Annotated in this window: 20 protein-coding genes, 1 tRNA gene and 1 pseudogene; 9 read left to right on the plus strand and 13 right to left on the minus strand. The window is 64.1% G+C overall.

Going from position 1 to position 19,574, the window contains the following annotated elements; genetic code table 11:
* Positions 1 to 24: 24 nt before the first annotated feature.
* From fliN to JQ580_RS03635, 7 genes are all read right to left on the minus strand, one after another.
* Complete coding sequence (gene fliN / locus JQ580_RS03605; protein WP_018318401.1) at positions 25 to 375, minus strand: flagellar motor switch protein FliN; 351 nt, start codon at positions 373 to 375, stop codon at positions 25 to 27.
* Between the two features lie 3 nt (positions 376 to 378).
* Positions 379 to 1,002 (minus strand): FliH/SctL family protein, encoded by a 624-nt coding sequence (locus tag JQ580_RS03610; protein WP_212278344.1) that lies wholly within the window; start codon positions 1,000 to 1,002, stop codon positions 379 to 381.
* Complete coding sequence (gene fliG / locus JQ580_RS03615) at positions 1,002 to 2,090, minus strand: flagellar motor switch protein FliG (protein ID WP_212278345.1); 1,089 nt, start codon at positions 2,088 to 2,090, stop codon at positions 1,002 to 1,004. Before fliG ends, JQ580_RS03610 begins: the two co-directional genes overlap by 1 nt.
* Positions 2,091 to 2,133: 43 nt before the next feature.
* Complete coding sequence (gene fliF, locus JQ580_RS03620) at positions 2,134 to 3,747, minus strand: flagellar basal-body MS-ring/collar protein FliF (protein ID WP_212278346.1); 1,614 nt, start codon at positions 3,745 to 3,747, stop codon at positions 2,134 to 2,136.
* 192 nt (positions 3,748 to 3,939) lie between these two features.
* Entirely contained in the window at positions 3,940 to 4,215 is a 276-nt protein-coding gene (gene sciP, locus JQ580_RS03625; protein WP_002714638.1) for a CtrA inhibitor SciP, read from the minus strand.
* 352 nt (positions 4,216 to 4,567) lie between these two features.
* Positions 4,568 to 5,275: a flagellar hook assembly protein FlgD gene (locus JQ580_RS03630; RefSeq protein ID WP_212278347.1), complete on the minus strand. Its 708-nt coding sequence runs from the start codon at positions 5,273 to 5,275 to the stop codon at positions 4,568 to 4,570.
* 13 nt (positions 5,276 to 5,288) lie between these two features.
* Positions 5,289 to 6,932 carry a flagellar hook-length control protein FliK gene (locus JQ580_RS03635; RefSeq protein ID WP_311982022.1) on the minus strand — a complete coding sequence of 548 codons (1,644 nt, stop codon included), beginning with the start codon at positions 6,930 to 6,932 and terminating at the stop codon, positions 5,289 to 5,291.
* Positions 6,933 to 7,279: 347 nt separating this feature from the next.
* On the opposite strand from JQ580_RS03635, the gene mnmA reads away from it, so the two are divergent.
* From mnmA to JQ580_RS03655, 4 genes are all read left to right on the plus strand, one after another.
* Positions 7,280 to 8,461 (plus strand): tRNA 2-thiouridine(34) synthase MnmA, encoded by a 1,182-nt coding sequence (mnmA, locus tag JQ580_RS03640; RefSeq protein WP_212278349.1) that lies wholly within the window; start codon positions 7,280 to 7,282, stop codon positions 8,459 to 8,461.
* Positions 8,462 to 8,484: 23 nt separating this feature from the next.
* Positions 8,485 to 9,123 (plus strand): class I SAM-dependent methyltransferase, encoded by a 639-nt coding sequence (locus JQ580_RS03645; protein WP_212278350.1) that lies wholly within the window; start codon positions 8,485 to 8,487, stop codon positions 9,121 to 9,123.
* A 44-nt stretch (positions 9,124 to 9,167) separates the two neighbouring features.
* Entirely contained in the window at positions 9,168 to 9,527 is a 360-nt protein-coding gene (locus JQ580_RS03650) for a hypothetical protein (RefSeq protein ID WP_212278351.1), read from the plus strand.
* 261 nt (positions 9,528 to 9,788) lie between these two features.
* Positions 9,789 to 9,865 (plus strand) — tRNA-Met (locus JQ580_RS03655).
* 496 nt (positions 9,866 to 10,361) lie between these two features.
* Here the strand turns inward: JQ580_RS03655 and JQ580_RS03660 are convergent.
* The 3 genes and pseudogenes from JQ580_RS03660 to JQ580_RS03670 form a co-directional block, all read right to left on the minus strand.
* Positions 10,362 to 10,676, minus strand: coding sequence for a hypothetical protein (locus tag JQ580_RS03660; RefSeq protein WP_212278352.1), 315 nt, complete (start codon positions 10,674 to 10,676; stop codon positions 10,362 to 10,364).
* Positions 10,677 to 10,699: 23 nt separating this feature from the next.
* A complete protein-coding gene (locus tag JQ580_RS03665; protein WP_212278353.1) occupies positions 10,700 to 11,791 on the minus strand; it encodes a DUF1236 domain-containing protein in 1,092 nt (363 codons plus the stop codon).
* Positions 11,792 to 11,920: 129 nt separating this feature from the next.
* Positions 11,921 to 12,163: pseudogene (locus JQ580_RS03670) on the minus strand (hypothetical protein); the annotation flags it as partial.
* A 207-nt stretch (positions 12,164 to 12,370) separates the two neighbouring features.
* On the opposite strand from JQ580_RS03670, the gene JQ580_RS03675 reads away from it, so the two are divergent.
* On the plus strand, positions 12,371 to 13,570 hold the full coding sequence (locus JQ580_RS03675; RefSeq protein ID WP_212278354.1) for a sensor histidine kinase: 1,200 nt from the start codon (positions 12,371 to 12,373) through the stop codon (positions 13,568 to 13,570).
* Positions 13,571 to 13,638: 68 nt separating this feature from the next.
* On the opposite strand, the gene JQ580_RS03680 is transcribed toward JQ580_RS03675, so the two are convergent.
* Entirely contained in the window at positions 13,639 to 13,986 is a 348-nt protein-coding gene (locus JQ580_RS03680) for a DUF1236 domain-containing protein (protein WP_249133913.1), read from the minus strand.
* Between the two features lie 144 nt (positions 13,987 to 14,130).
* On the opposite strand from JQ580_RS03680, the gene JQ580_RS03685 reads away from it, so the two are divergent.
* Positions 14,131 to 14,364, plus strand: coding sequence for a hypothetical protein (locus JQ580_RS03685; RefSeq protein WP_212278355.1), 234 nt, complete (start codon positions 14,131 to 14,133; stop codon positions 14,362 to 14,364).
* 160 nt (positions 14,365 to 14,524) lie between these two features.
* Here the strand turns inward: JQ580_RS03685 and JQ580_RS03690 are convergent, their stop codons facing one another.
* A complete protein-coding gene (locus JQ580_RS03690; protein WP_212278356.1) occupies positions 14,525 to 14,890 on the minus strand; it encodes a nuclear transport factor 2 family protein in 366 nt (121 codons plus the stop codon).
* 293 nt (positions 14,891 to 15,183) lie between these two features.
* Between JQ580_RS03690 and JQ580_RS03695 the strand changes: the two genes are divergently transcribed.
* Both JQ580_RS03695 and JQ580_RS03700 read left to right on the plus strand, forming a co-directional pair.
* Entirely contained in the window at positions 15,184 to 15,804 is a 621-nt protein-coding gene (locus JQ580_RS03695; protein WP_212278357.1) for a response regulator transcription factor, read from the plus strand.
* Positions 15,805 to 15,821: 17 nt separating this feature from the next.
* Complete coding sequence (locus JQ580_RS03700) at positions 15,822 to 17,225, plus strand: TAXI family TRAP transporter solute-binding subunit (RefSeq protein ID WP_212279186.1); 1,404 nt, start codon at positions 15,822 to 15,824, stop codon at positions 17,223 to 17,225.
* A gap of 538 nt (positions 17,226 to 17,763) precedes the next feature.
* Here the strand turns inward: JQ580_RS03700 and JQ580_RS03705 are convergent.
* On the minus strand, positions 17,764 to 18,804 hold the full coding sequence (locus JQ580_RS03705; RefSeq protein ID WP_212278358.1) for a Cj0069 family protein: 1,041 nt from the start codon (positions 18,802 to 18,804) through the stop codon (positions 17,764 to 17,766).
* 523 nt (positions 18,805 to 19,327) lie between these two features.
* Here JQ580_RS03705 and JQ580_RS03710 point away from each other — a divergent pair.
* On the plus strand, positions 19,328 to 19,561 hold the full coding sequence (locus tag JQ580_RS03710) for a hypothetical protein (protein WP_212278359.1): 234 nt from the start codon (positions 19,328 to 19,330) through the stop codon (positions 19,559 to 19,561).
* The last annotated feature ends 13 nt before the right edge of the window (positions 19,562 to 19,574 follow it).

Genomic DNA, 19,574 nt, shown 5'->3' on the forward strand with positions numbered 1-19,574 from the left:
CTGTCCGTCTGGTCGCGCGCGCTATCAGCTGCGTTCGGTCTTGATGATTTCGGTCATGGTCACGCCGAGCTTGTCCTCCACCAGGACGACTTCGCCGCGGGCGACCAGCTTGTTGTTGACGTAGATGTCGATGGCCTCGCCGACGCGGCGGTCAAGCTCGAGCACGGTGCCGGGTCCGAGCTTCAACAGTTCGCTGACGTCCATCTTCGAGCGGCCGAGCACGGCCGAGACCTGCACGGGAACGTCGAACACCGCCTCGAGGTCGGCGGCGGCACGCGCCGCATATTCGTCCTCGTTGTAGCCGACGTCGGTGCCGGTGGGCGGCATCGGGCCGTTCAGATCGGGCAGCGGGACCTGTCCGTCGGTGTCGCTCATGGCTTAGCTCCCCCTGCGGGACGCGACATAGCGTCCAACCATTTCGTCGATTTTGGCCGCGATGGCGGCGCGCTCCAGCACCACACCGCCATCGGCCCATTCGATCCGGCAGTCGCCGGTCACAATCTCCGGCTCGGCCAGGATCACCAGCCGTCCTTCGAAGCCGCTCTGCTTGGCGAGCCGCTCGATCTTCTCGCGCGCGCTGTCATAGAGCGCGTCGTTGATGCGGACCACCAGATGCGGCGTCGCAACCAGATGCGAGAAGCAGTCCTTGACCAGGGCGACGATCTCGCCGAGCGGCTCGGCGGCGACCAGGTCCGCGCACAGCTTGCGCGCGACCGCCACCGCGACGTCGACCGCCTCGGTCTCCATCTTGATTTCGATGTTGCCGATCCCGGAAGCAATGCCGCGGATGCCGATGTTGATCTCTTCCATGGCAAGTGCGACGCGGCGGTCGCTCTCGGCCTTGGCCTCGTGCTGGCCTGCGGCGAAACCTTCCTGATAGGCGCGCGCCTCGGCTTCCGCGACTTTCTGGGCGATCTCGGCGGCGGTCGCGGCCTTCTCGCGGGTCGCGCGCTCGGGCGCCGCGAAGTCGGTATCGAACAGGAATTTTGCCGGAGCGGCCATCAGTACACCAGTTCGTCGTCGGCGCGGTTCTTGGTCAGCATGATCTCGCCCTTGGCGGCGAGATCCTTGGCGAGGTTGACCAGCAGCGCCTGCGCCTCGTCGACGTCGCGCAGGCGGACCGGGCCCATCGCGGCCATGTCGTCCTGCAGCATCTTGGCGGCGCGCGAGGACATGTTGCCGAAGAAGAAGTTGCGGACGTCCTCGTTGGCGCTCTTGAGCGCGACGCCGAGCTTGTCCTTGTCGACGTTGCGCATCAGCGTCTGCGCCGAGCCCGAATCCAGCTTCACGAGGTCGTCGAAGGTGAACATCAGCGCCTTGATGCGCTCGGCCGATTCGCGGTTGTCTTCTTCCAGCGAGGTGATGAAGCGGGTTTCGGTCTGGCGGTCGAAATTGTTGAAGATTTCCGCCATCACCTCGTGGGCGTCGCGGCGGCGGGTCTGCGACAGGTTGGACATGAATTCGGTGCGCAGGGTCTTCTCCACGCTCTCGATCACCTCCTTCTGCACCGCCTCCATCTTCAGCATGCGATTGACGACGTCGAGCGCGAGCTCCTCGGGGAAGATGCCGAGCACGCGCGCGGCGTGTTCCGGTTTCAGCTTCGAGAGCACGACCGCGATGGTCTGCGGATATTCGTTCTTGAGATAGTTGGCGAGCACCTCTTCCTGCACGTTGGATAGCTTCTCCCACATGTTGCGTCCCGCAGGGCCGCGGATCTCGTCCATGATGCCGTTGACGCGCTCCGGCGGCAGGTACTGCTGGAGCAGCCGCTCGGTGGCGTCGAAATTGCCCATCAGCGCGCCCGAGGCCGACATGCGCGAGACGAACTCGAGCAGCATGTCCTCGACCGTATCGACCTCGACGGTGCCCAGCGTCGACATCTCCAGCGAGAGCTGGCGCACCTCGTCGTCGTCGAGCATCGACCAGATCTTGCCGCCGTACTGTTCGCCCAGCGCGAGCATCAGGATTGCGGCTCGCTTGGGCCCCGTCACCGCCTCGGTCTGGCCCGCGCGGCTGCCGGCGCGCTGGCCGAGCGTGGAGATCACGCTGGTGATGTCGTTGGAGTTGGCATTTTGCAGATTGGCGGCCATGTCAGATCACTTCTTGATTCACTGGCTGGGTTTCTTGGTTCGATTACTTGGCTGGTTCGGTCAGCCACTGGCGGATGATGGCGACGGTTTCGTTGGGGTTGCGCTCGGCGAGTTCGCCGACGCGATGAACGGACTGGGCATGAACCTGGCCCTGGACGGTGGCGACGTCGATCGCGCTGGCGGCGCCGCTCGGCAGCAGTGCCTGGCCGCTGGCCGGCGCCGCCTCTTCCGAGGCGGCCGGGCCTGAGAGCACGCCGGAGATGGCGGCTGCGACTTCGTCGGAGGCCAGGATGCGCTTCACCAGCGGGCGGATCACCAGGAACAGCACGATCAGGCCGAGCAGCATCATCACCCCGAGCTCGACGAAGTACATGACGTCGTCCTTGGTGAACTGGAGCATGCCAAGGAAGCCGGAGGGCTCGCTGATCGGGGCAGTGGAGGGCGCATCCGCAAAGCGCAAATTGACGACCTCGACCTGGTCGCCGCGCTTCTGGTCGAATCCGATCGCCGAGCGCACCAGGGTGGCGATGCGGTCGAGCTGCTCCTTGGTGCGGTCGGTGTAGACGAGCTCGCCCTTGTCGTTCTTGGTGTAGATGCCGTCGACCAGCACCGCGACCGAGATGCGGTTGACCCGGCCGGCCTCGGTCACTTCGGTCTTGGTGGTGCGGGAGATCTCGTAATTGTTGGTCTCTTCGGACTTCTTGCTCTGGTCCTTGGCCGTGGCGCCGCTGTTCTGCTGGTTGCCCGGCAGCTCGTTGTTGACGGTGACCTGGCCGTTGTTGTCGGCGGTCATGCTCTGCTCTTCGCGGGTCTGGCTCGAGCGCAGCACGCGGCCCTCGGGGTCGTACTTGTCCGAGGTCTGGGTGATCTTGTTGAAGTCGAAATCGGCGGAGAGCTGGACGCGGGCGCGGCCCGAGCCGACCACGGAGGAGACGATGTCCTCGACCTGCTTGCGGATCCGTTTCTCGAAGGAGATGCGGCGCTCGTCGCCGAGCGCCTGCTCCGGATCGGTGGCGGCGCCGTCGGCGAGCAGCTGGCCGGCCTCGTCGACGATCGAGACCCGCTGCGGCTTCAGGCCGTTGACGGCGGAGGCGACGAGGTGGCGGATGGCGCGGATCTGCTGGGCTTCCAGTGCGCCGCGGACCCGGACCACGATCGAGGCCGACGGCTCCGGCGCCTCGCGGGCGAACAGCGGGCGCTCGGGCAGCACCAGATGGACGCGGGCGGCCTGGATGCGGTCGATGGCGCGGATGGTGCGGGCGAGCTCGCCTTCCAGCGCGCGGAGGTGATTGATGTTCTGGACGAAGGAGGTGGTGCCGAGGGCGTCCGACTTGTCGAACACCTCGTAGCCGACGCCGCCGCCCTTGGGCAGGCCGCCCTCGGCGAGCTTCATCCGCAGGCGCGTGACCTTGTCCTTGGGCACCATGATGATGCTGCCCTCGTTGCGGATCTCGAACTGGATGCCCTGGCGTTCCAGGTCCTTGATAATGCCGGAGGAGTCCTCGACGCTGAGGTCGGTGAACAGCGTCGTCATCTGCGGCGTGGTGACGCGCATGATGACGAACGCGAAAAAGCCGATGAGCGCGGCGGTGACCGCGATCATCGCCGCGAACCGGGCAGCGCCGATACTCTTCAGAAAGTCCGCAAGACCTTGCAAGCAACCGCCCCAACAGATTCGGCCGCTTTCACCGGAAAGGCCGACTGGGCAATTATTGCCTAGGTGATGGTTTCGATATGGTTAACGAAGGTTAAGAGGTCGGACAAAAGTCGCGCGAAAGGCGGATATGAAAAAAATCGGCCTCGCGGGGCGGGGCCGATTTTCGTCAAAAGCCGCAGATTTCCGGATCGCCTACTGGCGATATTGCTGGATGCGGGTGGTGCGAAGACCCGCCAGACCATGCTGGTCGATGGAAAACTGCCAGGAAAGGAATTCGTCGACCGTTAGGGTATAACGGCTGCAGGCCTCCTCAAGCGAGAGAAGTCCACCACGGACGGCGGCGACGACTTCGGCCTTGCGGCGGATGACCCAGCGTTTGGTGCCGGGTGCAGGCAGATCCGCGATCGTCAACGGACTGCCGTCCGGCCCGATGACGTATTTTACCCTCGGGCGATGGGGTTCTGTCATGGCGTACTCACAAACTCTCAACCACTGAACTCACACCCGTAACCCTACGCCCGGCGGCTTAAAAATCCGCTAAGCCTAAGGCTTCAATACAATTCTCGTTGAAAATGGCTGGAACGCGCTCGTCTCGACCGGCATCCAGGCCGGTCGAGGGGGACTTCGTAAATACTTTACTAACGAATGGAGCCGCCAAGCCGGCTCGATGGTCATCCCGGGGTACGCGGAGCGTGAGATTCGTGATCCCAGGGAGTAGTCTGACGAAATTCGGAGTTATGGTCTTACACGAAACGACTTGGTGGTTATTGGATCTCCGCTTTCGCGGGGATGACTCTGAAGTTGCGGCAGTGCTCCGCTATCAATTGCTGCTTGTCGCGATGATGCTCTTCACCTGGCTCAGGGTGTAGCTGGCGCCGTCGATGGTGAGCAGGGGCGGCGACTGGGTCAGGTCGACCGATGACACCACGCCCTGCACCTGCGCCGCGATGCCGACGTTGTTGTTGGCGACGTCCTTGCCCGTCGCCGAGATCGTGTACTTGCCGTCGGGCCACTGCGTGCCGTCATTGCCCATGCCGTTCCAGGTGAAGGGAACGTCGGTGCCGGCACCGGCCGTGTACTTGCCGGTGAATACGGTCTGGCCGCTGGCATTGGCGACGGTGATGTCGACGGTGGAATCGGTCGGCACGTTGAGATGCCAGGTCGCGGACGAGTTCGTCATGGTCGCGGTGGTGCCGTCGACCAGGGCGGTCTTGCCGACGAAGCCCAGCGCCTGGGTCGCCTGCGTGGTCTGCTGCAGGGTGACGAGCTGGGACAGCGCGTCGTTGGTCTTGAGCTGCTGCTCGACGCCGGCGAACTGCACCAGCTGCTGGGTGAACTGGTTGGTGTCGAGCGGGTCCAGCGGATTCTGGTTCTGCAGCTGCGTGGTCAGCAGCGTCAGGAAGGTCTGGAAGTTGCCGGCGAGCGTCGATCCCGTGGTGGAGCCCAGCGAGTTCGACGAGGAGGATTTCGGGAGGTCCGTGGTCCCGGAGACGACCGTAGGAGCGGTAGCGCCAGTCGTGGTGGTCATGTCGAGTACTCCCTCACACTCTGATGTCGACGCCGCTGCTCGGCCCGTACATGCGGCCATAGCCGCGCCCGACGGGTGCGGCAGCAGCGGTGTCGTCCTCGCTGATGATCAGCCGGCGGGCATTGCCGCCGTTGTCGTTATTCTGGCCGGTGTTCTGGCCCGATGAATTCTGGTCGCGCAGGCTGAAGGACAGCCCGTTGCTGCCGGACTTGAGGCCGGCATCGTCGAGCGCGCGCTGCAATTGCGGCGCGTCCTGGCGCAGCAGCTGCAGCGTCTCGGGCTTCTCCACCGTGAGATGCGAGGTGACGTTGCCGTTGCGGTCGACATTGATGCGGACGTCGATGCGGCCGAGTTCGGCCGGGTCGAGGCTGATGTCGAAGCGGGACTTGCCGGAGCGGAACGCAGCCGCGATCTCGATCGGGATGCCATTGACCGGCACCGCCGTCGCACTGGCAGCGGTCGCGGTCAGCGTCGCGGTCGATGCGGAAGCGGTCGAGGTCGTGTTGGTCAGCGGCGCCTGTATGGCGGAAGCGGCCTGCGCGCTGGTCTCGGTCGGGGCGACCGCGCCTTGCGCGCCTGCATGAGGAAGCGTCGTCGGTGCGCCCTGGGTCGCATCGGCGGTGCGGTCCGAAGCCTTGGCCTCGGTCGCGGCGCCGTCCGCCTGCGGCTTCGCGGCCTGCGGATGCGCGGCGGTGCTGGCGGTCGCAGTGCCCGGCGCTTGTGTCGGGACGGCGTCGGTCTTGCCGGCGTCCTGGCCGATATTGGAGATGTCGGACTGTCCTTGCGCGGTGGCGACGGCAGCCTGGAACGAGGTCTTCGGCGTGCCCTGGTTGACGGGGATCAGGCCGCCGTTCGGCTTGGCGTCGGTCGCGGCTGCATCGGTTGCCAGTGTCGCGGCATCGGCCAGCGTCGCGGTGGTCTCGGCATCGACCTTGGCACCGGCGGTCTTGGCGCTCTTGTCGGCCGGCGTGGCGGTGTCGGTCTTGGTGCCCGCGATCTGCGCGGCGATCGAGGCGCTGGCGGCGATGCCGGCGGCGGCGATCGTCAGCGGCGAGGTGGTGGCCTGGTCGGCAGCCGCGTTGGGATCGACAGGGACGACCGGCGCAGCAATCACGATGGCATTCGGATCAGGCACGGCGGCCTGCGCCGCGTCGGCTGGCGCGGGTGCCGCGGCATCGATTGCGGCGGTGAGCGTGTCGGTGCCCTCGGTCTTGTCGTCCTTGGTTTTCCCGGAAGTATCAGCCGACTTGGCGTCTGATGCCTCGGCCTTGTTCTTATCCTTGGCCTTGTCTTTGGCCTTGCCGGCGTCCCTGGCCGGATCGGTGGCCGTGTCGTTTGCCCTGTCGTCCGTCTTGTTGTCCGTCTTTTCGCCCCTGGCGGGCGCGGATGTGTCGTCGTTCGCCCTGCTCTGCGAGGACTGATCGGTGGGCGAGGTGTCGCGCGGGCCCTTGTCGGCGGAGGACGAATCGCTCCGCCGCGGCGCGCTGTCCTGGGCCTGGGTGGCCGCATTGCTGTTGATCGCCTGGGTGTTGCTGTCGACCAGCGAGCCGAAGGCGTCGTTCGCCGACCCCTCCCTGGTGCTCTGCGACCGCGCAGGCTTTTGCTGCGCGCTCGGAACTGGCACGTTGGCCACGACATCTGACGTACGACTGACCACAGGCAACCCCTCGGAAACAACTTCGGCATTCAAAGGAGCAAGGAGCGGGCCAGTGCCGGCCCATGTATATTTATACAGCAAAATCAATATTTTGATTAATATGGCCAGCCGCCGCGGGACCCGCCGCGACCCCGTCATTTCTGCCTCCCGGCAAGAATTGCCCTAAGCTGGCGGCGTGCCTGATTGCTTCACTGGAATGCCGCCTATATTAAAGAGGTTACTCTCCGCCGCTTTCGACCGGGCAGTCGTGCCTTGCGGGAACCAATGTTCCCGGGGATCGACCACGTCCCGCGAGAAGCATGAAATCGCGGATCGCCGCACGCCGCCGTCACAACCCTCAAAGGCCCATGCTCAACAGTCTGGATCTCGAAGGCCGTCCTGAGGACACCAGGGTCGTCGTCGCCATGTCGGGCGGCGTCGATTCGTCGACGACGGCTGCGCTTCTGAAGGCGGAAGGCTACGACGTCGTCGGCATCACCCTGCAGCTCTACGACCATGGCGCTGCGACCCATCGCAAGGGCGCCTGCTGCGCCGGCCAGGATATCCACGACGCCCGCGACGTCGCGGCAAAACTCGGCATTCCCCATTATGTGCTCGACTACGAGGATCGCTTTCGCGAATCCGTCATCGACAATTTCGCCGACAGCTACGCGCTCGGCGAGACGCCGGTGCCGTGCATCGAGTGCAACCGCAGCGTCAAGTTCCGCGACCTTCTGAAGACCGCGCGCGAACTCGGGGCTCAGGCGCTCGCCACCGGCCATTACGTCGCCTCGCGGCGCCGCGAGGACGGCTCGCGCGCGCTGGTCTGCGCGGCCGATGCGGACCGCGACCAGAGCTATTTCCTGTTCGCTACGACACAGGAGCAGCTCGACTTCCTGCGCTTTCCGCTCGGCGACATGACCAAGCCCGAGACTCGCGAGCTGGCGCGTCGCTTTGGCCTGTCCGTCGCCGACAAGCACGACAGCCAGGACATCTGCTTCGTGCCGACCGGCCGCTACACCGACATCATCACCCGCCTGCGTCCCAACGCGATGGACCCCGGTGATATCGTCGATCTCGAGGGGCGCGTGCTCGGCCGGCACAACGGCATCGCCAATTTCACCGTCGGCCAGCGTCGCGGCCTCGGCATCGCGGCTCACGCGCCGCTGTTCGTGGTGCGGCTGGAGGCAGCCACCCGCCGCGTCGTCGTCGGCCCGCGCGATGCGCTGAAGATGCACCGCATCTCCCTGCGCGACGTCAACTGGATCGGCAATGGCGATATCGACCGCGCCATCGGCGCAGGCCTTGAACTGTTCGTGCGCGTGCGCTCGACCCGCGCGCCGCAGCCCGCGTGGTTGCGCGGCAGCGACGGCCATTACGAGGTCGAGCTCGTCGGCGGCGAGGAGGGCGTCTCGCCGGGACAAGCCTGCGTGTTCTACGATGCGCCTTCGGGACAGGCCCGCGTGCTCGGCGGTGGTTTCATCCAGAGCGCCGCGGCCAAGGTCGCGAGCAACGCAGCGAGGCCGCTGGTGGAAGCGGTGCGCGGCTAAGAACATAGGCTGGGGCAGGGGGCATGGCAGCAGACATCTCGCGGGCCGGGGTCGAGAAGGCCTATGGCCGCTGGGCGCCGGTCTATGATCTCGTGTTCGGCAAGGTGTTCGACGCCGGAAGGCAGTCGACCATCGCGGAGGCCGACCGCATCGGCGGCCGCATCCTCGACGTCGGCGTCGGCACCGGGCTCTCGCTCTCAGACTATTCGCGCACCACGAAGATCTGTGGTGTCGACATTTCCGAGCCGATGCTGCGCAAGGCGCAACAGCGCGTGCGCTCGCTTCGCCTCTCCAATGTCGAAGTGCTCTCGGTGATGGACGCGAAGAACCTCGCCTTCCCCGAAAACTTCTTCGACGCGGTGGTCGCGCAATATGTCATCACCGCCGTGCCCGATCCCGAAGGCACGCTCGACGAGTTCGTGCGCGTGCTCAAGCCCGGCGGCGAGCTGATCCTCGTCAACCACATCGGCGCCGAGAGCGGCCCGCGCAAATTGTTCGAGCTCGCTTTCGCCCCCATCGCCCGTCGCCTCGGCTGGCGCCCGGAATTCCCATGGCAACGTCTGGTCGATTGGGCTGCCAAACACGGCGGCGTCACGCTGGCCGAGCGCCGCCCGATGCCGCCGATGGGGCACTTTTCGCTGATCCGCTACCACAAATCGTGATCGTGTCGCGGGAACACGCGCCGTGATCGGCGCGTTTCCCTTGCATGCGCACCACATTGAACATCATTCTGGCCAGCCTCGTGATCGCCGCTTCAGGTAGCGCAATCGCGCAGGCGCCGCCCGCCCCGGCCACGCCGCCGCAAGCGACTGCGCCGCCGTCCCCACAACGCGCGGCTGGTTGCGCGCCCTCGGACCGGATGACCTCCGCCCCCGACGGCACCGCCACCACCGGCCAGTCCCGTGAACCGCTCGGCGACAAGCTCGCCAAGACAGACGGCGTGCTCTGCCCGCCCTCCGGCGTCGACCCCGACATGCACGCCCCGGCTCCGGACACCGGCGGCAACACCCCGGTTATCCCGCCCCCCGGAAGCCCCGGCGGCGACCAGACGGTCCGGCCGAAGTAACAGATTTTCGCGCTTTTGCGGTCTTCCGCCTCCCTGTCGGTAGAGGTGAACTCTGTGCAAAGCGCGGATTTCGGGTGAGGGGGCTCTTCCGCGAGTCGGGCGCTCGAAAATGGGGAAATCCGGCGTCAAAATCGGCGGCGTTTCGACCCAAACCGCCTTATCCCGCCGAAGCTTGAGCGAAGGCGGATTGACTTCCCGGCTTCCCCTTCATTATATGCCGCGCGTTCGCGAGATCGGCCCTACAGCCGTTCGCGACCCTGTGGCGGGGTAGCTCAGCTGGTTAGAGCACGGGAATCATAATCCTGGGGTCGGGGGTTCGAGTCCCTCTCCCGCTACCAACAAAATCAGGTACTTCTCGCTAACTTCCCGCCCTCGGAGTTTGATGTACCACGTTTGGTACAGGAAACTCGCGAGCTTTCAGGCCTGAACTACGCCGGACGGCGCAAGGGCGCCGATCTCGTCTACGCCGGCAAGGTCGACGACGGATTCGACAAGACATCGAGGGCGGCGTTCCGGAGACGGCGGAGCCGCTTGTCAGGAAGACCCTCAGAAGGGCGTTTGGGTCGGGCTGAAGCTGCTCACGGAGATCGAGCACAGCGCGAAGTCAGCGGTGGGGAAGGTCAGGCACCGTTCTTTAACGGGCTGCGGATGAGGGCTGACCGTGTGTCGACGGGCGAAGTCCCTAACCTGACCAAAGTTGGAAGGAGTCAGCGCAGAGCGCCATCCGTCCTCCGCCGGGCCCTCCGGCCATGGGGCAAATTCCGCCGCCGCCTGACGTCGGATAAACGAAAGGGGCCGTCCAAGCGGCGGCCCCTTCCTCGAAAGTCTCGTCGATCACCAGCCCCGGGTGCCGAAGCTGAAGCCCACGCTCGGCCCGCTGGAGTAGCCGTAGCCACGATCGTAGTAGCCCGCTCCGCCGTGGTAGCCGTAGCTCCGGCGCGCGACGTAGGCGTCGCCATCGCCATAGTAGCGCTGGACGTAGCGGGGGCCGCGCGTCCGGAAGCAACGACCGTATTGGTCGCAGACCAGGCGCACCTGCTCTACATTGGTCATCTCTACGGTGGCCAGGCCCCCGACGTTGAGCGGTGCGGCCGAAGCGGCGGTTGCGAGCGATGCCGCCGCGGCGGCTGCGAGCAGAATGGTCTTCATCGTATTTCCTTTACTGGGTTTGGTTAGTCGATTTCTTCGATGACGCGCCGCTCCTGCGGCTCGACGATGTAGGTGCGACTATCGCGGTGGATGTAACGGTATTCCCGCATTGTCGGCGCATCGCGATAGACCTCCTCCGGGAAGGCTTCGATCTCGACGCCGTCCGGCACGCGTTCGCCTCTGCGGATCTCAGTCCGCACCGTGCTGCCCGTCGTCGTCGTCCGCCGTTCGGCGGGCGCCGCGCGAACGTGCTTTCGCACGGTCTCGCGATCGCGATCGCTGAAGGTCACCTTGCGCTGCTCGCGGGGCGCCGGAGCGGTCGCCGTCGATCGTCCCGAGTACGGCATGGTGGCGACGATCTGGTAGCTCGAAGGGTCGACGATCACGATCTCGTCGCGGACTAGGACGAAGTTGTAGCCCCGGTACTGCGGAACGATTTCGACCACGTCGGCGGGAAGTTGCTGAAGGCGCACGTCGCGCGGAATTGCCGTCCCGATTGACACCGAAAAATTGACATTGGTGAGGGGCTTGACGTTCAGATGCGAGACGGATTCGCTGACGCGAGTTCTCTGCGTGTCATTGAGCTGAACCGAAACATTCGCCCGATCGGAACCAGTTCCAGCTCCCGCGCTCTGCTGCGTACCCTGCTGCCGCGCGGAGGGGTTCGATGAACTGCCCATCGACGGCGTCTGCTGCGCCTGGTTGGTGCCCGTGGACGGCGCCGGATTCGTCGACTGCTGCTGATTGGCTGCCGGCTGGCCCGGCTGACTCTGGCTCGCCGTAGCCGGTTGCTGAGTCCCCGCCGAGGGGTTGGCGTTGGTGCCGTTCGTGGCCGTCGAGTTCGGGGTTGAGCGGGCGCTGTCTGTCGCGGTGTTCTGCTGCGTCTGAGTGGTCGTAGACGCGGAGGGGGTTTGGGACGAGGCGGGCGGAGGCGAGGCCTGCGACTGCGTCGACGTCGCGGTCGAGGGATTGGAAGTCTGTGGTGTCGATGTTGATTTTTCGGTCTGCTGCGCCGAAGGGGCCGCGCTCGGAACATCCTTGGAATTGCTCTGCGCGAAAGCCGCGGTCGAAATCAGAATGGCTGCGGTGGTGGTCATCAACTGGCGTTTGATCATGGTGTGTCCTCCAGCGAAAATCGCACACCAACCGCGCGCCCGGCCGATCGTTCCTCAAATCGGGAAAAAGTGGCAATTCAAATTCGGAACCGACGAAACGACTATGGGGCGGCCCTAAAGCCGCTCTTGCTCCATCGCCTTGAGCACGGCCCGGCCCTTTTCGGTGATCCGCCAGCCGCCGTCGCGACGCTCGACCAGTCCTTGCGCGAAGATGTCGAGGTCCGGAACCCGCGCCGCGAGACGCCTTGTGCGCTCCGCCCAATCCCGCCCGCTCGTCGCCAGTAACGCCATGTCGCGCTTCAGCTCCGCCATCGAGGCATGGCCTTGCAGGTAACTCACCAGGATCTTCAACACGGTCACCTGGAAATTCACAAACCGCCTCTGCGAAACGGCTGACAACCAGGCACGAGGCGAATGCCGCTTGCATTTGGTTCAGAAGTGAACAAAGGAACTCTTGGTATTCCGAGGGCGCAAACGGCATCGGCGAATCTGTGGCCCGTTTGTCGCAGACCATAGGCTTGGACTGAGCTAGATTGCCAGAAATTCCCGTCGATATGCGGCGAGGAATCTGGAAAGTGCATGATGGACTACACCCCGGTCGGCCTTGCCGGCATCGATGAATTGCCATGGGGCTCGCATCTTTGCCAGTTCTTCGCCAGTGTCGACGATCTCCGCGAGACGATTGTCCCGTATTTCAAGGCCGGGCTCGAGAACGACGAGCGATGTCTGCTTGTGGCGATGGACCCGCTCGGAGCCGAGGACGCCCGCAGCGCATTGCGAGCGGCGGTCGGCGACTTCGACCGGAGGGAGCTCGCGAAGCAGATCGAAATTCACGACGTCCGCACGTGGTACGATGCCGGCGGCGTTATCGATGCAGAACGTATGGCCGGCGGCCTGCTGCGCAGCGAAGAGCAGTCCCGTGCCGACGGTTACAACGGTTTCCGGACCAATGGTAACACAGGCTGGCTCCGCCGCGAGCAGTGGACGAATTTTCAGGACTATGAAACGCGCGTGTCGCTCGGTCTGAAAGGGCGTCGCATGATCTCGATGTGCAGCTACTGCATGGACAGTTGCGGACCTCGCGACGTGCTCGACGTTGTCCGCCGACACGACGTCACCGTCGGTCGCGACCGAGGCGGTTGGACTGCGGTGGCCACCAGCGGCGACGAGGTCGCGAGACGGTCTGCGACCGAGCAGCGACTGTCCCTTCTCGTCCAGGAGCTCGAACACCGGATCAAAAACAGTTTGGCCACGGTCCAGGCGTTAGCAGGTTCGACGATTCGCAGCGCGCGTTCGCTGGACGAATTCGGCAAGTCCTTTAACGGCCGCATCGAGGCGCTCGCAAGGACGCACTCCATGCTCATCGCCGGCGACCAGGGGCATGTCGTGCTGCGAGAACTTGTGGAGAACGAACTGGCCATGTACGGCGATGAAAAAGCCGATCGCGTCACGATTGCGGGTCCCGACATCGTTTTGAGCGCGCAGCCTGCGATGGCGTTCGGCATGGCCCTCCATGAACTAACCACCAACGCGGTGAAGCACGGCGCCCTGTCCGCCCGCGGCGGCAAACTCGAAGTGGTCTGGCGACGTATCGCCGACGGCTTGGCGTTCGAGTGGATCGAAAAGGACGTCTATCTTTTGGCGCAGCCGGCAAGAATGGGCTTCGGTACGCAGCTTCTCCGACGTCTTCTTCCGCACCAGCTTGGCGCCCGCGTCGACATGAATTTCGATTCCGGTGGACTGAGGGCCAAGATCGAAATTCCTCTCGATCGTGCGTAGTCGATTTCCGGGGAGAAGTTGCATCGAGTTCGCGGCGGGGCATCAGTTCGACGACCCGCCGCGACCCGTTACTCGACTTCCTGAATCACGGCGCGGGTTTCGGGATCGACCAGCATCACGCGCTCGCCGGAATAGACATAGCGGTATTTGGTGAGCGACGGGCCCCACTCGGTTGGCACCGCCTCGAGCTCGACGTCGCGCGGCACCGGCGAGCCGATCACGATCTTCTCACGGGTCTCGACCGGACGGATCTTGTGCTCGGTGACGTAGGTTCGGATCTTCGTACGGTATTCCGGCTCGATCTGCACCGCGCCCGAATGTCCCGTGCCCGTCGTCGTGATGACGGTCGTCTGAGCGAAGGCGCTCGTCGAGACCAGCAGTGCGGTGGCGGAAAGCAGCAGCAACTTCTTCATCATGTTCTCCAGGCCGCTTGATGCGGCGCCACCAAGAACCTGCCCGCCACGGCAATGTTCCTCCTGCCAGGAACCATTTGCCACTTTTTCCCGTTAGCTCCATGCCCCGCGGATATGCCCCCCCCCGGGAGTATTGGAGGAAACGACATGAAGTTTAAAACCCTTGCTGCTGCGACGCTGATCGCGGCTTTCGTAACCCCGGCGTTCGCAGCCGACGAATTCTACGTCGTCCAGGACGCGAAGACCAAGCACTGCACCATCGTCGACAAGAAGCCCGTCGACACGACCACGACGGTCGTTAGCCCGTCCGGTACGGTCTACAAGACCCGCACGGAAGCCGAAGCCGGGATGAAGACCGTCAAGGTCTGCTCCTCCAACTAACCGCAGCCGAAGGAGACGAAGATGCCCGTTCTCATTCTTTGGGCGGTGCCGGCCGTCCTTTTCGTCGGCGGCGGCATCTATCTGATCGGTCACATGCACTGATCGTGGTTGTAACGGTGAAGAGGCTTGCCGAATGCGGCGACCTCTTCACCATAGCCCCCTACGCGGCCCACGAGCCGAGCCCGCCCAGCGGTATGCAGCGGGTCCTGCTGATGTTTCCGAAATCGTCAAACCAGAATTTCGTCCGCACGTTGCTACCATCGTAATCACGGTAATCCAGGACGACGCAATCACCCTCGGGTGACACCTCGTGGAGCTCGAACGCCGACGGCGCCGCGTCCCGCAGCTTGCCGGGCCAATAGCGAAGCAGGCCGCTACGGCCGACGAAACGTCCGCCGTCGCAGCAATCGAGGGTCGCCCGATCGGCGTAGAGCTCCAAAAGGTCCGCTAAGCGTCCCTGCCGGCACGCATCAAGCCAATCGATCACGACCCCGATGGGATCGAACTCCGGTCCAGAACCAGACATGTTCCACCTCGCGCACTGTCCCCGGTGGCGCGGGTTGCTTAGGCCGGGCGCGTTGAACGCCGCATGAACCGCCGGTTCTGCTTCCGTTTAGGATCCTTCGATCTGGCTCAAGGGGTGTGGCAACAATGCTGCCTCGGGCTGTGACGGGAGGTATGAAATCCGTAGCTTGCAACGCGGTGATGCTTCGCTCCGGCGCCGTCTTGTGCCCGGGCGATTTCGAACCATTGACGCCCCCGCGACGTTCCTCTCGTGCAAATCGAGGAAACGCAGGTGCCTAACAAGGAAAGTCGATCATGCGGGTGCTAATCGTCGACGATCATCCCGTGGTCGTATCGGGATGCCGCGCCCTGTTCGCATCCGACCCCTCCGTCGAGATCGACGAGGCCTCCGACGCGAAAGCCGGCCATCGCGCGTTCCTGCAGAAGCATCCCGATGTCACCGTCGTGGACATCAGGCTTCCCGACCTGACGGGATTCGAATTGACGCGCCGGATCCGCAAGGACGACCCGGACGCACGGATCGTCATGCTCAGCGTGACCGACGATCCGGCCTTCGTGGTGCGAGCGGTCGGAATGGGTATCCAGGGATACGTCTCGAAAAGCGACGAACTCGGAGTCCTGGCCAAGGCCATCCGGAAGGTCGCGGCCGGCGAGCGCTTCGTCTCGCCCCGGCTGGCCGAAGCGACGGTCTTCGCGAGTGCGACGATCAAGGCCAGCCCCCTGACGCAGATGAGCGCCCGCGAACTCGAGATACTGCGGTTATTGGGTCGAGGCGAGCGGATATCGGAAGTCGCGTCCGAACTGGGCATATCGTACAAAACCGTCGCCAACACGACGTCGGCGCTCAAGATCAAGCTCGGCGCCAAAAGCCACTCCGACCTGGTTAGGATCGCGGTCGAGATCGACTTGAGCTGAGGGCGCCGCAATTCATGATGTCATCATCTGATCCAGTCAGGAGTGCTCCTGATCGACGCCAACGAAGGCTGTTGATCGTGCTGGCTTTGGGATTCGTCGCTTTCGGCGCGGCTGCGGTTGCCCTGTTCTACGTCTTGCAGCCCGAAACCCTCCGGATCGCGGTCGGACCGGCAGGCAGCGATGATCATCAAGTGGTCGAGGCGATGGCCGAGGCTTTTGGCGAAGAAAGCAGGACCGTCCGGCTCTCCCCGATCACGACCGAGGGGGCCGCTGAATCGTTGGCTTTGCTGGGCGCCGGCAAAGCCGACCTGGCGGTGGGGCGCGGCGACCTCGGCATGCCCGCCGACGCGCAGACAGTGGCGGTCTTGCGGAAGAACTACGTCGTGCTTTGGTCCCCTAAAGGGGGAGCTCGGAACGACTCCAAGAAGAAGCCCACCGCTAAGATCGGAGAAATCGCCGATCTGGCGGGTCGTAAGGTTGCCATCATCGGAAGGACGGGAGCCAACCTCGCGCTGCTGCGAACCATCCTCATCGCCTCGGGTGTAGAGCCGGACAAGGTTGCGACGGTCCAATTTGGGACCGACGAGATCGAAAAGCTCGCGCAGGACGCCACGATCGACGCCTACCTCGCCGTCGGCCCGCTCGACAGCAAGATCACGTCCGACGCGATCACCGCAACCTCGCGAGCGCGCGCAGCTCCCAAGTTTCTTCCGATCGATGCATCCGAGGCCATCGCCCTGAGGCATGCCCGGTACGAAGCAGAGGAGATTCCCGCGAGCGTCTTCAACGCGAAACCGGCCTGGCCCGAGGACAAGGTCGACACCATCAGCGTCAGCCATCTGATCCTGGCCAGGAAGGAACTGTCAGAAGCCAAGGCGGCGGCTTTCTTCCGGCAGCTTTTCGCCGTCCGAGACACGATAACCCAACGCGTCGCCGGCGCTGCGCACATCACCAAGCCCGAAACGGAGAAGGAAGCCGAGCCCGCCGTTCACCGGGGCGCCGCATCGGTCATCAACGGGACCGAACGCACCTTTCTGGATAAGTACAGCGACTACTTCTGGTTCGCCTTGCTCCTTCTTTCAGGGATTGGTTCGGCCGCCGCATGGCTGCGTCGCTATCTGAATCGGGACGACCGAGACGATACCACCAGCCATCGCAACCGAATCCTCGCCGTGGTTTCGGAGCTTCGCAATGCTGTTTCAGAACAGGACCTGCTGGCGTCACAGCGTGAAGTCGACGCGATCATCGGCGAAACCCTGAAGTGCTATGATGAAGGAGCGATCGAACAGGATGACCTCGCCGCCTTCGGCTTGGTCCTCGAGCTTTTCGATCATGCCGTCGCCGAACGGAAAGCGGCGCTACAGAGCGGCCCCGCCAATCAGGCCAAAGCTCCGGGTTCAACCCTTGCCTCGCGCCGGTAGGCCCGACCGGCATTCGTGTTCAGATTCGGCCCCCGCTGCCGTTGCCGGACGCGGCTTGAAGCCGAGCCGGGACCGAACGAGCGTTCCGAAATTCGGGCGCTGCTCGCCAAGATCGAGACTGCACTGAAACTGTTCGGCCCGCCGAATCGTGCGGCGGCAGGTGAAAAGGATAGTCCCAGTTCGAAGCAATTTCGGCCGGCGAAAGCTGCTTCCTCGCCGCGCTTGCCATCCTGACGAATACGAGACGCGCTCTTTTCCGAACGAGTTCCCTGATCGTCCTGACGAGCTCTTCCGGATGGAAAGGCTTTTTCACGATGCGGCTGCCCGGGACGGGCGCGGCGCGACCGGCGAAAAGCCGGTGGCGCAGATGACTGGTGCTCCGGGTCGTCCTCGTGGTGCCGCTCCACGATCTGCCATTCGCGAATCAAAGGGTTGTCCTCGGCGAAAAGTATGCTCGCTAGAGGCTCTTAAAGTCGCATTGTTCTGCAGTCGAACGGCCCATGAGACGGAGATGTGCAGGCGCTTGAGCCGCTGACCGTCAGCATGCTTGAAAGTTAAGCTGCAGCCGATCGGCAACCCGCTTGGCGATCTCTGTAGGCGCCTCGCGCGGGTAGGGATGCACCGAACTGACGTTGATCTCACCGAGCACGTAGCTGTCTCTGCCATCAGCCTGAACGGGGCCGAGCATGAAGTCGGCGTCCCAGATGGCAGGCAGGTCATCTCGCGCGATCTCCAGCAACGAGGTCAGCTCCGGCGTCCACTCGTCCTCCATCAGCCGGCGCAGCCGCTGGAAGCGCGGGTCTGCGTTGGACGTGTAGAGCCGCGGCCCGGCCTCGGACCGCGCCGCAGGCAAGTCGACCAGGGCCTTGACCTTGTGACGGCCGAAGCCAGCGCAGCGATCGCCGGCCATGTAGCAGCGAACCACGCCCTCGCTCAGGCGAGGCTGGAATGGTTGGTCGATGACGCTGCCGTTTTCGAAATACTCCGCGCAGCGACCGAGGAAACCATCCAGGGTCAGTTCCTCGGACGCCTCCTTTGTCGCGTCGAGCACTCTTATCTTGAGGGAAGCCGGCACCTTCTCGACCTTCCAGATGCCTTGACCACCGTTGCCGCGGTTGCGCTTGATCACGCGCGGACCCTCGGCCAAGCGCGTCGGCAGTTCGGCGCGCATCTCGGCGGCGGTTCGATACAGCGCAGTATCGCTTCCCCACCCCATCGAGCGGGTACGGTGGAGAACCTCCTTGGTGCCCATCTTGAGGATGACGTCCGGATGGGCGCTGACCCACACGCCTTGCGCGGCGACGTCGCGCAGCAGGGCGTCGAGAGCGACGCGGTTTCGGCCGTCTTGAATGGGGTTGACCCAGACGAGCACGCCGTCCACCGCGAGCAATTGCTCGCGGACCTCCTCGGCGAACCCTTCGTCGTAGATGGCAGGGCGCCCTTCGATGCCGACCGCGGCGAGTGCTTCGAAAAGGTCGACGAAGCGGCCGTTTTTCGACGTCGCATCCCGACGCGCGAGGGCGTCTCCTCGCGAAAGGATGGCTACGGTGCGTCGAGGGAGGTTTCTTTCGGTGTCCATGCGCGAGCTCCACGTGATGCGTGCTGCGCAGAGCTTGGACCGAAGTCTCACGGGGAGTCTGCTTGTCCCCTCGGGAACATTGTACGGGAGATCGTCAGGGCGTTTCAAGACGAGCGAGAGCGGCTTTCTCCCAGATGCGCCCGCCGGATTGGCTCGGAATTGGTGAAATCTTCGTGACGTTCCCGCATGGAGTTCCTGATGCGGACTTGTTGACAGCTTGGGGGTCCGGGAGTTCAATTCAGGACATCGGGGACTTGCGATCTCCCCGTGAGGCGACATGCCCAAGAATCGCGTCCTTTACCCAAGGACGCAGCATGCCTTCATTTCTCATCCACATTTCGTCCGATGCTTTCCCAAGTGGTAGGCGCGTCGACCGCGCCGAGCTGATTGATCTTGCGCATCGACACGGACCTCTACGCCGAATGCTCGTCGTGGCTTGCCGGAGCGGCAAGAGGCTCAGCCGAGGCATCGCGGCCCTTCTCCGCTGCACCCGGGATAGAACTTACATGCCAGGAGGACCCAAATGCGAATACCGATGATTTGTCGCGCCGCCATGCTGACGGCGATCGTGGGATGGCTGTCGCCCGCCCAAGCCCTGACACAAGAGGAATTGATCGCCAAGATCCAGGCCGCCGGCTACTCGCAGGTCAGCGACATCAAGTCGACGGCAGAAGGCACGACCGCCAAGGCGATGAAAAACGGCAAGCCGGTGACGCTCGTCATCGACAGCAGCGGTCAGATTAAACAGCGAAACTGAGCTCGAGGAGCAG

Source organism: Bradyrhizobium sp. SZCCT0148, assembly GCF_018129985.1.
Classification (GTDB): domain Bacteria; phylum Pseudomonadota; class Alphaproteobacteria; order Rhizobiales; family Xanthobacteraceae; genus Bradyrhizobium; species Bradyrhizobium japonicum_H.

Excerpts from the sequence above, each read along its gene's own strand:
- JQ580_RS03675 (WP_212278354.1), top strand. The coding sequence starts at position 12,371 with ATGATGGACTACACCCCGGTCGGCCTTGCCGGCATCGATGAATTGCCA.
- sciP (WP_002714638.1), bottom strand. The coding sequence starts at position 4,215 with ATGACAGAACCCCATCGCCCGAGGGTAAAATACGTCATCGGGCCGGAC.
- JQ580_RS03705 (WP_212278358.1), bottom strand. The coding sequence starts at position 18,804 with ATGGACACCGAAAGAAACCTCCCTCGACGCACCGTAGCCATCCTTTCG.
- JQ580_RS03610 (WP_212278344.1), bottom strand. The coding sequence starts at position 1,002 with ATGGCCGCTCCGGCAAAATTCCTGTTCGATACCGACTTCGCGGCGCCC.
- JQ580_RS03700 (WP_212279186.1), top strand. The coding sequence starts at position 15,822 with ATGTCATCATCTGATCCAGTCAGGAGTGCTCCTGATCGACGCCAACGA.
- JQ580_RS03645 (WP_212278350.1), top strand. The coding sequence starts at position 8,485 with ATGGCAGCAGACATCTCGCGGGCCGGGGTCGAGAAGGCCTATGGCCGC.
- fliG (WP_212278345.1), bottom strand. The coding sequence starts at position 2,090 with ATGGCCGCCAATCTGCAAAATGCCAACTCCAACGACATCACCAGCGTG.
- JQ580_RS03630 (WP_212278347.1), bottom strand. The coding sequence starts at position 5,275 with ATGACCACCACGACTGGCGCTACCGCTCCTACGGTCGTCTCCGGGACC.
- JQ580_RS03650 (WP_212278351.1), top strand. The coding sequence starts at position 9,168 with ATGCGCACCACATTGAACATCATTCTGGCCAGCCTCGTGATCGCCGCT.
- JQ580_RS03665 (WP_212278353.1), bottom strand. The coding sequence starts at position 11,791 with ATGATCAAACGCCAGTTGATGACCACCACCGCAGCCATTCTGATTTCG.
- JQ580_RS03710 (WP_212278359.1), top strand. The coding sequence starts at position 19,328 with ATGCGAATACCGATGATTTGTCGCGCCGCCATGCTGACGGCGATCGTG.
- JQ580_RS03690 (WP_212278356.1), bottom strand. The coding sequence starts at position 14,890 with ATGTCTGGTTCTGGACCGGAGTTCGATCCCATCGGGGTCGTGATCGAT.
- fliN (WP_018318401.1), bottom strand. The coding sequence starts at position 375 with ATGAGCGACACCGACGGACAGGTCCCGCTGCCCGATCTGAACGGCCCG.
- mnmA (WP_212278349.1), top strand. The coding sequence starts at position 7,280 with ATGCTCAACAGTCTGGATCTCGAAGGCCGTCCTGAGGACACCAGGGTC.
- JQ580_RS03695 (WP_212278357.1), top strand. The coding sequence starts at position 15,184 with ATGCGGGTGCTAATCGTCGACGATCATCCCGTGGTCGTATCGGGATGC.
- JQ580_RS03685 (WP_212278355.1), top strand. The coding sequence starts at position 14,131 with ATGAAGTTTAAAACCCTTGCTGCTGCGACGCTGATCGCGGCTTTCGTA.
- JQ580_RS03680 (WP_249133913.1), bottom strand. The coding sequence starts at position 13,986 with ATGATGAAGAAGTTGCTGCTGCTTTCCGCCACCGCACTGCTGGTCTCG.
- JQ580_RS03660 (WP_212278352.1), bottom strand. The coding sequence starts at position 10,676 with ATGAAGACCATTCTGCTCGCAGCCGCCGCGGCGGCATCGCTCGCAACC.